We start from the raw sequence: 11578 nt of genomic DNA, 5'->3' as shown, positions 1-11578 counted from the left end.
GCGCTCTCGGGGGGGGGGCCGGGGGGGGGGCCCCGGATCCAGAGAAGGAACCAAATATGAGAAATAACGAATCTGCCGTCGAAGGCGATCCTGCCGAGACCGTGCAAATCCAGGGCGACGACGCACTCCTCGAACCGGCTGTCCTGGTCACGGACAGGGCTCATCGGCTTCGGGAGCTGATCCCCGCGGGTGTCACCCTCGGCCTGGGCATTACCGTCCTGATTATGGCCCAGGACATCAACTCCGGCGTTCGGGTGGAACTTGGCCCGCCGTTCTGGCCCACCATGCTGGCTTGGTGCCTCATCGCCTGCGGAGTGCTCATGGCGTTGGTCAATGTGCTCCGGGGGGTAAGCAGCACCAACGTCCCGGACCCGATGACGTCCTGGGGTCTCGGCCGGCTGGCTGGAACCGCAGTCATCCTGGTGGGCTACCTCCTGCTCTGGAACGTCCTGCAGTTCTGGCTGGTCACTTTCGCTGCCACCATGGCCTTGACGTTCCTCTACGGCGGACGGGGCTGGAAGCCGCTGCTTATGTTCCCGGCCATTGTCGCGGCCATCCTCCATTTCCTTTTCGTCGTCGCATTGCGAGTGAACCTATGATTTCGATTGCCGCATCCCCCGTTACCGACGGCATCATGACCGTCCTTCAGGTAGATACCCTCCTTTACATTGGGCTCGGCATCGCTGTCGGCATGCTGGTCGGCGCATTTCCGGGTGTCACCGCAACCATGGCGGTCGCCCTTGCCAGCGGCTTTACGCTGACCCTGGAACCCATCCAGGGCCTGGCAGTCCTGCTGACCATTTATGTTGCCGCCCAGTTCGGGGACAGGGTGCCGGCCATCCTGATCAATACCCCCGGTACACCGGCATCCATCTCCACGACCTTTGACGGCTACCCGCTGGCACTTAAAGGCAAAGCGGGACTGGCCATGACGACGTCGGCGTTTGGATCAGCCTTCGGCATGATCGTTGGCATCATCATTCTGGCCGTCGCCGCAGTGCCGCTCTCGGAATTCGCCCGGCAGTTTGGTCCTCCCGAGATGTTCGCACTCGTCGTGTTCGGGCTGACCATGATGGTAGGTGTCTCCTCCGGACGCGTCATCAAGGGCCTGGCAGCCGGCGCGTTTGGCCTGCTGCTCGCCACCGTTGGCCGTGACCCGATCACGGGCGATGCACGCTTCACGCTGAACATCCTGGAGCTTAACGGCGGCATCCCGTTTATCGCCGTCATCATCGGATTCTTCGGTGTCGCTGAAGTGCTGAACCAGATCCTCACCAGGGCCCGGCAGGAGACCCATGTGAAGCCCGTGACCCAGATGGGCCGCTGGATGCCGGACGGAAAGCTTATGCGCCGGCTGCTGAAGCCCATGGGCATCGGTGCGGCCACCGGTTCAGTTGTAGGCCTGGTCCCCGCCGTCGGTGGGGACATTGCCGGCGTCATCGCCTGGGAAAATGCCCGGAAGGCTTCCAAGCATCCCGAAGAATTCGGAAAGGGCTCCTTGGAGGGCCTGACCGCAGGGGACACATCCAGCACCGCGACGCTGGGCGGCAGCGTCACCACCACGATGGCTCTGGGAGTTCCCGGGGACTCCGTCATGGCGGTGATGATCGGCTCCATGATGATCTGGGGCATCCAGCCGGGGCCGGCGCTTTTCAGCACCCATCCGGATCTGGTCTCCTCGCTGGTGACCATCATGCTGATCGCGACCATCCTGACACTGGGCCTCAGCCTGGTGCGGATGCGCGGCATGGTGAAGCTGCTGGAGCTGCCGAGCCACTACCTCTGGGTGATCATCCTGATCTTCTGCATGGTTGGAACATACTCCATCAGCAACAGCGTCTTCGACGTGTTCATGATGATGATCTTCGGCCTGATTGGGCTCTTTATGCTGCGCTTCGGGTTCCCTGCCGGACCTGCAGTTCTTGGCCTCATCCTCGGGCCGCTGGCTGAAGCGAACCTGCGCCGGGCGCTGATTACCGACGGCTGGAACTCCGTCTTCACCAGCCCGATCGCCCTGCTGCTCCTCGCGATTTCCGCAGCAGCCCTGATTGTCCCGCCGCTGCGGCAGCAGGCCAAGCGCCGCCGGCTGGCAGCGGCGCGCGTTCCTGAGCAGACGCCCCTGCCGTAGCATGCGGGAAAGCCCCCGGGCGGATGTACCTGGCTGTTTGCCAAGTACAGGCGTCCGGGGGCTTTTCGTTTAATCTTCGGCACTCACCCCTGGCCTGCCGGAGGGATACCGGTGCCGGATGTGCCGGTTTCCGGGATCGGCCTGCCAGAACTCGTACTCGGCAGGCTGCAGCGCGTAGAGCTGCCAGAGCGGGTTCTCCGAGCCATCCGCGCCGGGGCGTTCGTCCCAATCGCGGGCGGAGGCTTCCGGGCTGAGCTGCACCACGTCTCCGGCCACCCGGATCTGGCGGCCCTGTGCGTACCAGTAGAAGTTCATGGCGGCACGGGGGTTCTGCTCAAGCTCCCGCCCCTTCCGTGAGGTCCGCGAGGTAGCGAAATGCCAGCCTTCGGCGTCGAGGTCCTTGAGGATGAGCATGCGGGAGGACAGGTTCCCGGACGCGTCCGCCGTCGCGAGCGAAAAGGCGTGCGGCTGCGGCACTCCCGCGGCCAAGGCCTCATCCAGCCAGGCCAGGAGCAGCTCGGCCGGATCCTCCGGCGCCTGATCCGGGTCGAAGCCGGGGAGGTTCTCGGCGAAGTCGGGCAGCGCCCGCAGGGTAAGGCGAAGGTTCGGGTTGGGCATGCTGCAAACCTTAACTCCCTTTCCCCTTTGAATCGAGATAGCAGAAACTGCCCGTATGAGGCGTCATACGGGCAGTTTCTGCTATCTCGATTTGGGCGGGGGGAAGGCTTAGGCAGCGAAGACGCGGGCGGCATCGAGCTGCTTTTTCAGCTCGGCCAGCTGCGACTCCACGGCCGAGCGGGCGGTGCCGCCCTGGCTGCTGCGGCTGTCCAGCGAACCCTCGGTCGAAAGCACGGTGCGGACTTCGGGCGTCAGGTGCTCCGAGATGCCGGCGTATTCCTCGTCAGTCAGGTCCCAGAGTTCGACGCCGCGGGATTCGGCCAGCTTCACGGCGGCACCGGACAGCTCATGCGCCTCGCGGAACGGCACTCCCTGGCGGACCAGCCACTCGGCGATGTCCGTTGCCAGGGCGAAGCCCTGCGGCGCCAGCGACTGCATGCGTTCGGTGTTGAAGACCAGGGTGGCGATCATGCCGGAGACGGCCGGAAGCAGCAGCTCCAGGGTGTCCGTGGCGTCAAAGACCGGTTCCTTATCCTCCTGCAGGTCCCGGTTGTACGCCAGGGGAAGTCCCTTGAGCGTGGCCAGCAGTCCGGTCAGGTCACCGATGAGGCGGCCGGCCTTGCCGCGCGCCAGCTCGGCGACGTCCGGGTTCTTCTTCTGCGGCATGATCGAGGAGCCCGTGGAGAAGGCGTCGTCGAGCGTGACGAAGGAGAATTCCTTGGTGGCCCAGAGGATGATTTCCTCGCTGATCCGGGAGAGGTCGACGCCGATCATGGCGGCGACCCAGGCGTACTCGGCGTACACATCGCGCGAGGCGGTGCCGTCGATCGAGTTCCACGCTGCGGAGTCAAACCCGAGGTCCGTGGCAACGGCGTTGGGGTCCAGGCCCAGCGAGGACCCGGCCAGCGCGCCGGATCCGTAGGGGGACACCGCGGCGCGCTTGTCCCAGTCAGCCAGCCGCTGCACGTCGCGCAGCAGGGCCCAGGCGTGGGCCAGCAGGTGGTGGCTGAGCAGGACCGGCTGGGCGTGCTGCAGGTGGGTGCGGCCGGGCATGGCCACACCCAGGTGCTTCTCGGCCTGTTCCACCAGCGAGTCGACGGTAGCCAGGACGCCTGCGGCGATGATCCGGGCGTGGTCGCGCAGGTACATCCGGCCCAGCGTGGCGATTTGGTCGTTGCGGGAGCGGCCGGCGCGGAGTTTGCCGCCCAGCTGGGCTCCGGCGCGCTCGATCAGCCCGCGTTCCAGCGAACCGTGCACGTCCTCGTCGGACTCAGCCGGGAGATACGCGCCGGAACGCACATCGGCGTCGAGCTCATCCAGGGCCTTGAGCATCCCGGCGAGTTCTTCGTCGTTCAGCAACCCGGCCTTGTGCAGAACCCGGGCGTGCGCCCGGGAGCCTGCAATGTCATACCCGGCAAGCCGCCAGTCGAAGTGGGTGGACTTGCTCAGGGCTGCCAGCGCGTCGGCCGGACCGCCGGCGAAGCGGCCGCCCCACAGCGCACCCTGGACCGTTGAACCGGAGCCGGCGGCTCCGGGCTGCGCGGCCACTGATTCGATTGACGGCTTGCCGTTATTCATGTGTTTACTTTCCTTCGGACAGCCGCAGGTCGCGGCCGGAGGCAACCTTGGAGGACATGCCGAACAATTCGATGAACCCGCGGGCCATGGACTGGTCGAACGTGTCGCCGGTGTCGTACGTGGCGAGGTTGAAGTCGTACAGCGAGGACTCCGAGCGGCGTCCGGTCACGGTTGCGCGGCCTGCGTGCAGGTCCATGCGGATGTCGCCGGAGACGTACTTCTGGGTGTCCCCGATGAAGGCGTCCAGGGAGTTCTTCAGCGGGGAGAACCACTGGCCGTCGTAGACCAGTTCGGTCCAGCGCTGGCCAACAGTCTTCTTGAAGCGTGCCTGCTCGCGCTCGACGGTGACGTTTTCGAGCTCGCGGTGCGCGGCCATCAGGGCCATGGCTCCGGGGGCTTCGTAGATTTCGCGGCTCTTGATGCCCACGAGGCGGTCCTCGACGATGTCGATCCGGCCGATGCCCTGGGCGCCGGCGCGGCGGTTCATTTCCTCGATGGCCTGCAGCGGGGTAACGGGCTTGCCGTCGATCGCTACCGGAACGCCTTCCTTGAAGGTGATGACAACTTCGTCAGCGGCGATGCCGGAGGCCGGGTCTGCGGTGTATTCGTACACGTCCGGGGTGGGACCGTTCCAGATGTCTTCCAGGAAGCCGGTTTCCACCGCGCGTCCCCAGACGTTGGCGTCGATGGAGAACGGGTTCTTCTTGGTGGTGACGATCGGCAGGTTCTTTTCCTCGGCGAAGGCAATGGCCTTGTCGCGGGTCAGGGCCAGGTCGCGGACCGGGGCGATGCACTTGAGGTCCGGGCCCAGGGTCTGGATGCCGACCTCGAAGCGGACCTGGTCGTTGCCCTTGCCGGTGCAGCCGTGCGAGACGGTGGTGGCACCGAATTCGCGGGCGGCGGCGACCAGGTGCTTGACGATTACCGGGCGGGAGAGCGCGGAGACCAGCGGATAGGAATCCATGTACAGGGCGTTGGCCTGCAGCGCCGGCATGCAGTATTCCGCAGCGAACTCGTCGCGGGCGTCGGCCACGTAGGCCTCGACGGCGCCGCAGTCGAGGGCACGCTGGCGGATGGTTTCAAGGGATTCCCCGCCCTGTCCGACGTCGACCGCCACTGCGATGACCTCGGCGCCGGTTGCCTCGGCAATCCAGCCGATGGCTACAGACGTATCCAGGCCACCGGAGTAGGCCAGAACAATACGTTCGCTCACGAATGTGCTCCTCTTTGCGTTGAGTGCAGCGCGGTGCGCTGCGGTTGTTTGTAAAAGTGGGGGGAAGCTGCGTAGCCGGGAAGGAAACCCTGCGGAGTCAGCTTCTACAGTATTCGATTGTCGGGTGCCTGGCCGCTGGCCGTAGCCTCGTCCGCAATGGAGAGGAAACGCGCTGCGAGTTCGGCGCCGCCGTCGGGCTCCCGGGTTACCAGCAGCACGGTGTCGTCGCCGGCCACGGTTCCCAGGATGGACGGGATCACCGAGTGGTCGATCGCCAGTGCGAGGAAGTTCGCCGCTCCCGGCGGGGTGCGCAGCACCACGATGTTCCCGGAGGCCTCTGCTGTCACCAGCAGTTCGCCGCAGAGCCGGGCCAGGCGCGCGTCGAGCACTTCCTGGCTGACACCGGACTGCGGTCGGCGTTCCCCGCCCTCGGACGGAACGGCGTAAACCAGCACGCCGTCCTTGCCGCGCATGCGCACGGCACCGAGTTCCACCAGGTCGCGCGACAGCGTCGCCTGGTTGACCTGCACGCCGTCGTCCGCCAGCAGGGACGCCAGCTCGGCCTGCGACCGCACCGACAAGCCGGTCAGCAGCGCCCGGATCCGAGCCTGGCGGGCCGTCTTGGTGGTGGGCATGGTCATACCGCTTCCTCCGGGATCCCGGTCAGGCCGGACCTCGCCATCAGCCACACCATGAGGGCCTTCTGCGCGTGCAGCCGGTTCTCTGCCTCGTCCCAGACCAGGGACTGCGGCCCGTCTATGACGTCGGCGGAGATTTCGTAGCCGCGGTAGGCGGGCAGGCAGTGCAGCACGACGGCGTCTTCCGCAGCCTGTGCCATGGCAGCCGAGTCCACGGCGTAGTCGCGGAAGAGCTCCTGCCGGGCGGCCTTTTCGTCTTCCTGGCCCATGGATACCCAGGTGTCGGTGGCGACGACGTCGGCACCGGCGAGGGCTTCCGCGGCGTCGGTGGTGATCATCACCGAACCGCCGGTCTCCGCGGCGCGGGCCGCCGCGGCGTCGACGATCTCCGGGGCGGGCAGGTAGCCCACCGGGCCAGCAACGCGCACGTGCATTCCGGCGGTGACGCCGGCCAGCAGGTAGGAGTTGGCCATGTTGTTGGCGCAGTCCCCCAGGTAGGTCAGGGTGAGGCCCGCCAGCGTGCCCTTGTGTTCGCGGATCGTCATCAGGTCGGCGAGGAGCTGGCACGGATGGTAGTCATCCGACAGCGCGTTGATGACCGGCACGGAGGAGTTCGCGGCCATTTCCTCCAGCCCCGACTGGGCGTAGGTGCGCCAGACAATCGTGGAGACCATGCGTTCCATAACCTTGGCCGTGTCCGCAATGGACTCCTTGTGGCCAAGCTGGGATTCGCCGGCGCCGATGATCAGCGGCACGCCGCCAAGGTCCGCGATCCCGGCCGCGAAGGAGATCCGGGTCCGGGTGGAAGTCTTGTCGAAGATGACCGCGACGGTCTGCCGGCCGGAGCCTTCGCCGGCATAGGGCTGATATTTCCAGCGGTCCTTCTTCAGGGCATCCGCGAGGTCCAGGACTTCAGCCTGTTCAGCCTGGGTGAGGTCGGTGTCAACAAGGAAGTGGCGGGTCATGGCTGTCCGATCGTCGTGGCCGCGGCGGCCTGCAGGATGGAGGGAAGCTTCTCCAGGAAGGTTGCTGCCTGGTCGGTGGTGAGGATCAGCGGCGGCGCGAGGCGCAGGGTCGCCGGTCCGGTGGCGTTGATGATGAAACCGGCGTCCAGGGCTGCGGCAACCGCTGCGGGAGCGGTCTCCTGCTCCAGGTCGATGCCGATCAGCAGTCCGCGGCCGCGGACCGAGCTGACACCGGGCACCTGGGCCGCTCCGGCACGAAGCTGCTCCCCCATGGCGTTCACGTTGGCCAGGATGTCCCCGGATTCGATGGCGGAGAGCGTCGCCAGGCCCGCAGCCGTGGCGATGGGATTTCCGCCGAATGTGGTTCCGTGCTGGCCCGGGGCGAGCAGTGCGGAGACCTCGGGGCCAAAGGTGATCAGCCCACCGATCGGGTAGCCGCTGCCCAGGCCCTTGGCGACCGTCATCGCATCGGGCAGGACGCCCTCGGAAGCGAACCAGGTTCCGGTGCGGCCGATGCCTGTCTGCACTTCGTCGAACACCAGGAGGGCGCCGGCGTCCCGGGTGATCTGCCGAGCGGCTTCCAAGTAACCGGCCGGCGGCACCTGCACACCGGCTTCACCCTGGATGGGCTCAATGAAGACGGCAGCAACGGTTTCATCCACGGCGGCACGCAGGGCATCCACGTCCCCGTAGGGGATGTGTGCGACGCCGGACGGGAGCGGTTCGAATGGCTCCCGGTAAGCGGGCTTGGCCGTCAGGGCCAGCGCTCCCATGGTCCGTCCGTGGAAGGCATGGTCCATGGCAAGGATCCGCGTGCGTTCGCCGGCGGAGTTCCGCCGGGCGAGCTTGAACGCAGCTTCGATGGCTTCGGTGCCGGAGTTGGTGAAGAAGACCTTCGAGCCCGCCGGTGCCTGCGCCAGTTCCAGCAGCTTTTCGGCGAGCGAGATCTGCGGGGGGCTGGTGAAGAAGTTGGAGATGTGTCCCAGCGTGTTCAGCTGGGCGGTGACGGCCGAGACGACGGAAGGGTGGGCGTGGCCCAGCGCGTTGACGGCAATCCCGCCGAGCAGGTCCAGGTAGGGCTTGCCGTCGGCGTCCCAGACCGTGCAGCCCTCTCCCCGGACCAGCACGCGCTGCGGGGTGCCGAAGACACCCATCAGGGACTCGGTGTAGCGGGCCAGCCACTCGCTGCCGGTGCCCGATGTGTCGACCAGCTGCGGCGCTGCCGGAGCAGCGGGAACGTTGGCGGTGCTCATGCGTTCTCTCCGTCCGGAACGATCTGGGTGCCGATGCCGGCGGTCGTGAAGACTTCCAGCAGCATCGAGTGCGCCATCCGGCCGTCCACGACGGCGGCACGGTCCACACCGCCGTCGACGGCTGCCAGGCAGGCCTCCATCTTCGGGATCATGCCCGATTCCAGCGACGGCATCATCTGGCGCAGTTCCGCGGCGGTCAGGGCAGAAATCAGCGAGGACTTATCCGGCCAGTTGGCGTAGAGACCCTCGACGTCGGTGAGCACCACCAGCCGGGAGGCTTCCAGCGCGACGGCCAGGGCGGCTGCCGCGGTATCGGCGTTGACGTTGAGCACCTGCCCGGTGGGGTTGCCGTCGGCGCCGATTTCCGGAGCGACCGTGGAAATGACCGGGATCCGGCCGGCTTCGATGAGGTCCAGGATGGCGCCGGGGTTCACGCCGACGACTTCTCCAACCAGGCCCAGGTCCACTTCTTCCCCGTCAATGACGGTTCCGGTCCGGACGGCCTGCAGCAGCCCGCCGTCTTCACCGGAGAGGCCAACGGCGTAGGGCCCGTGGGAGTTGACCAGGCCCACCAGTTCACGGCCAACCTGCCCCGTGAGCACCATGCGGACGGCGTCCATGGCTTCCGGGGTCGTGACGCGGAGTCCGCCCTTGAACTCGGATTCGATGCCGAGCCGGTCCAGCAGCGCGCTGATCTGCGGCCCGCCGCCGTGCACCACGACGGGGTGGACGCCCACGTGGTGCAGGAAGACGATGTCTTCCGCGAAGGCCTGGCGCAGTTCATCGTTGATCATGGCGTTGCCGCCGTATTTGATCACAATCGTGCTTCCGGCGAAGCGCTGGATCCAAGGCAGCGCTTCGATCAGCGTGGCGGCCTTGTCCTGCGCGGCCAGCTGTTCGCGGACTTCTGATGGAGTGCTCATGGTGATCCCGTTCAGCTGCTGTACGCCGAGTTTTCGTGGACGTAGTCGGTGGTCAGGTCGTTAGTCCAGATGGTGGCAGATTCGCTGCCCGCAGCCAGGTCGATTTCCACGCTGACCGCGCGGCCCGTCAGGTCAACGCCCTCCCGCGGGTCGCCGATGCCGCCGTTCCGGCAGACCTGCACTCCGTTGATGGTGACGTTGATGTTCTCCGGCTCGAACGCAGCGTCGGTGGTGCCCACGGCGGAGAGCACCCGGCCCCAGTTCGGATCGTTGCCGAAGATCGCGGTCTTGAACAGGTTGGAACGGGCGACGGCGCGGGAGGCGTTCTCGGCGTCGGCCACCGTGGCGGCATTGACCGTGGTGATGGCGATGTCGTGGCTGGCACCTTCAGCGTCGGTGATCAGCTGCTGGGCCAGGGAGTGGCACACCTCGGTCAGTCCGCGGGTAAATTCCTCCGTGTCCGGCGTGGTTTCGGAGGCTCCGGAAGCCATCAGGATCACGGTGTCGTTGGTGGACATGCAGCCGTCGGAATCGGTGCGGTCAAAAGTGACCGCCGTGGCGGTCCGCAGCGCTATATCCAGGGCTTCGGCGCCGAGGGTGGCATCGGTGGTGAGGACCACCAGCATGGTGGCCAGTCCCGGAGCCAGCATGCCGGCGCCCTTGGCCATGCCGCCGATGCTGTATCCGGAGCCTTCAAAGACGGCCTGCTTGGAGACCGTGTCCGTCGTCATGATCGCCTCGGCAGCCAGGGCGCCGCCGTCGGAGGCCAGCGCCTGGGCTGCGGCTTCCGCGCCGGGCAGCAGCTTGTCCATGGGCAGCTGCTCGCCGATCAGGCCGGTGGAGCAGACCAGGACGTCGTTCGCGGAAATGCCGAGCAGGTCAGCAACCTTCTCGGCGGTGGCGTGGGTGTTCTGGAAACCCTGCGGCCCGGTGCAGGCGTTGGCGCCGCCGGAGTTCAGGAACACGGCGTCGGCCCGGCCGTCGGAGATTGCCTGGCGTGACCAGTGCACGGGAGCCGCGGCGACGCGGTTTCGGGTGAACACCGCTGCTGCTGCCTTGGCGGGACCGTCGTTGACCACCAGTGCGACGTCGCGTCCGCCGGATGCCTTCAGGCCCGCGGTGACGCCGGCGGCGCGGAACCCGGCCGGTGCGGTGATGCCGGTTGCTGCGTTGGTGCTCATTACGGTGCTACTCCCTGCAGGGTGAGCCCGGTGGTCTCTTCGAGGCCCAGGGCGATGTTCATGGACTGGACAGCGCCGCCGGCGGTGCCCTTGGTGAGGTTGTCGATCACGGCTGAGACAATCACGCGGCCCGCGTGTGGATCGTAGGCGAGCTGCAGGGCGGCGTAGTTGGAGCCGACCACCATCTTGGTGGCGGGCCACTGGCCTTCGGGCAGTACCCGGACAAACGGTTCATCGGCGTAGGCCGCTTCCCAGGCTGAGCGCAGCGCGGCGGCGTCGACGCCGGGGCGGACTTTCGCCGTCGCGGTGGTGAGGATGCCGCGGGCCATGGGTGCCAGCGTCGGCGTGAAGGAAATGGAGACCTGCTCCCCCGCTGCGGCGGAGAGGCCCTGTTCGATTTCGGGGGTGTGCCGGTGTCCGCCGCCCACTCCGTAGGGGCTCATGCCGCCCATCACCTCGGAGCCGAGGAGGTGCGGCTTGGCTGCTTTGCCCGCACCGGAGGTGCCGGACGCTGCAACGATGACGACGTCGTCGGGCTCCAGCAGGCCGGCTGCGAAACCGGGCGCCAGGGCCAGCAGTGAGGACGTGGGATAGCAACCGGGAACGGCGATCCGGCGTGCGCCGCGGAGGATTTCGCGGTGGCCGGGGAGTTCGGGCAGGCCGTAGGGCCAGGACCCGGCGTGCGGGGAGCCGTAGAACTTTTCCCACGCGGCGGGATCGGTGAGCCGGTGGTCGGCGCCGGCGTCGATAACCAGGGTATCTTCGGGCAGCTGGGCTGCGATCTCGGCACTGGCGCCGTGCGGCAGGGCCAGGAAAACGACGTCGTGCCCGGTCAGGTTTTCAACGGTGGTGTCCACCAGGATCCGGTCAGCCAGGGCATGCAGGTGCGGCTGGAGTTCGCCGAGCCGGGAACCGGCGTTGCTGTGCGCGGTGATGGCACCAATTTCGACGCCGGGATGGCCGGCGAGCAGGCGCAGGACCTCGCCGCCGGCATAGCCGCTGGCACCTGATACAGCTACGGAAATCGTCATGCCAACCACCCTACAGCAGTTTTATGCATGAGGCTTCATAATTATGCAAT

The 11578-nt window shown here is 66.8% G+C and carries 11 protein-coding genes; 2 read left to right on the top strand and 9 right to left on the bottom strand.

Annotation, left to right across the window (positions count from 1 at the left end; all coding sequences use genetic code 11):
* Positions 1 to 56 precede the first annotated feature (56 nt).
* Both TVB01_RS00895 and TVB01_RS00890 read left to right on the top strand, forming a co-directional pair.
* Complete coding sequence (locus TVB01_RS00895; RefSeq protein WP_422453376.1) at positions 57 to 599, top strand: tripartite tricarboxylate transporter TctB family protein; 543 nt, start codon at positions 57 to 59, stop codon at positions 597 to 599.
* Complete coding sequence (locus TVB01_RS00890) at positions 596 to 2128, top strand: tripartite tricarboxylate transporter permease (protein ID WP_422453374.1); 1533 nt, start codon at positions 596 to 598, stop codon at positions 2126 to 2128. Before TVB01_RS00895 ends, TVB01_RS00890 begins: the two co-directional genes overlap by 4 nt.
* 69 nt (positions 2129 to 2197) lie before the next feature.
* On the opposite strand, the gene TVB01_RS00885 is transcribed toward TVB01_RS00890, so the two are convergent.
* The 9 genes from TVB01_RS00885 to argC all read right to left on the bottom strand — a co-directional run bounded on the left by TVB01_RS00885 (position 2198) and on the right by argC (position 11528).
* Positions 2198 to 2746: a pyridoxine/pyridoxamine 5'-phosphate oxidase gene (locus TVB01_RS00885; RefSeq protein ID WP_422453373.1), complete on the bottom strand. Its 549-nt coding sequence runs from the start codon at positions 2744 to 2746 to the stop codon at positions 2198 to 2200.
* 108 nt (positions 2747 to 2854) lie between these two features.
* Positions 2855 to 4324, bottom strand: coding sequence for an argininosuccinate lyase (argH, locus tag TVB01_RS00880; RefSeq protein ID WP_422453371.1), 1470 nt, complete (start codon positions 4322 to 4324; stop codon positions 2855 to 2857).
* A 4-nt stretch (positions 4325 to 4328) separates the two neighbouring features.
* Entirely contained in the window at positions 4329 to 5537 is a 1209-nt protein-coding gene (locus tag TVB01_RS00875) for an argininosuccinate synthase (RefSeq protein WP_422453369.1), read from the bottom strand.
* A gap of 104 nt (positions 5538 to 5641) precedes the next feature.
* Positions 5642 to 6178, bottom strand: coding sequence for an arginine repressor (locus TVB01_RS00870; protein ID WP_422453367.1), 537 nt, complete (start codon positions 6176 to 6178; stop codon positions 5642 to 5644).
* A complete protein-coding gene (gene argF / locus TVB01_RS00865; RefSeq protein ID WP_422453365.1) occupies positions 6175 to 7140 on the bottom strand; it encodes an ornithine carbamoyltransferase in 966 nt (321 codons plus the stop codon). The genes TVB01_RS00870 and argF overlap by 4 nt, the downstream gene beginning before the upstream one ends.
* Positions 7137 to 8393, bottom strand: a complete 1257-nt coding sequence (locus tag TVB01_RS00860) for an acetylornithine transaminase (protein ID WP_422453363.1) — start codon at positions 8391 to 8393, stop codon at positions 7137 to 7139. Before TVB01_RS00860 ends, argF begins: the two co-directional genes overlap by 4 nt.
* Positions 8390 to 9316: an acetylglutamate kinase gene (argB, locus tag TVB01_RS00855; RefSeq protein WP_422453362.1), complete on the bottom strand. Its 927-nt coding sequence runs from the start codon at positions 9314 to 9316 to the stop codon at positions 8390 to 8392. The genes TVB01_RS00860 and argB overlap by 4 nt, the downstream gene beginning before the upstream one ends.
* 11 nt (positions 9317 to 9327) lie before the next feature.
* Positions 9328 to 10497: a bifunctional glutamate N-acetyltransferase/amino-acid acetyltransferase ArgJ gene (argJ, locus tag TVB01_RS00850; RefSeq protein ID WP_422453360.1), complete on the bottom strand. Its 1170-nt coding sequence runs from the start codon at positions 10495 to 10497 to the stop codon at positions 9328 to 9330.
* The gene (argC, locus tag TVB01_RS00845) at positions 10497 to 11528 is read right to left on the bottom strand and encodes an N-acetyl-gamma-glutamyl-phosphate reductase (protein WP_422453358.1); all 1032 of its coding nucleotides are present in this window, start codon (positions 11526 to 11528) and stop codon (positions 10497 to 10499) included. The genes argJ and argC overlap by 1 nt, the downstream gene beginning before the upstream one ends.
* Between the last annotated feature and the right edge of the window lie 50 nt (positions 11529 to 11578).

It is taken from the genome of Arthrobacter sp. 7Tela_A1 (assembly GCF_049311065.1).
In the GTDB taxonomy this organism is placed as follows: Bacteria; Actinomycetota; Actinomycetes; order Actinomycetales; family Micrococcaceae; genus Arthrobacter_B.
Note: the sequence above shows the minus strand (reverse complement) of the source record. Positions and strands in the feature narration are given on the sequence as shown.

What these genes read in the sequence shown, in the direction of transcription:
- TVB01_RS00885 (WP_422453373.1), bottom strand. Translation starts at nt 2,746, where the DNA reads ATGCCCAACCCGAACCTTCGCCTTACCCTGCGGGCGCTGCCCGACTTC.
- TVB01_RS00860 (WP_422453363.1), bottom strand. Translation starts at nt 8,393, where the DNA reads ATGAGCACCGCCAACGTTCCCGCTGCTCCGGCAGCGCCGCAGCTGGTC.
- TVB01_RS00890 (WP_422453374.1), top strand. Translation starts at nt 596, where the DNA reads ATGATTTCGATTGCCGCATCCCCCGTTACCGACGGCATCATGACCGTC.
- argC (WP_422453358.1), bottom strand. Translation starts at nt 11,528, where the DNA reads ATGACGATTTCCGTAGCTGTATCAGGTGCCAGCGGCTATGCCGGCGGC.
- TVB01_RS00870 (WP_422453367.1), bottom strand. Translation starts at nt 6,178, where the DNA reads ATGACCATGCCCACCACCAAGACGGCCCGCCAGGCTCGGATCCGGGCG.
- argF (WP_422453365.1), bottom strand. Translation starts at nt 7,140, where the DNA reads ATGACCCGCCACTTCCTTGTTGACACCGACCTCACCCAGGCTGAACAG.
- TVB01_RS00895 (WP_422453376.1), top strand. Translation starts at nt 57, where the DNA reads ATGAGAAATAACGAATCTGCCGTCGAAGGCGATCCTGCCGAGACCGTG.
- argJ (WP_422453360.1), bottom strand. Translation starts at nt 10,497, where the DNA reads ATGAGCACCAACGCAGCAACCGGCATCACCGCACCGGCCGGGTTCCGC.
- argH (WP_422453371.1), bottom strand. Translation starts at nt 4,324, where the DNA reads ATGAATAACGGCAAGCCGTCAATCGAATCAGTGGCCGCGCAGCCCGGA.
- argB (WP_422453362.1), bottom strand. Translation starts at nt 9,316, where the DNA reads ATGAGCACTCCATCAGAAGTCCGCGAACAGCTGGCCGCGCAGGACAAG.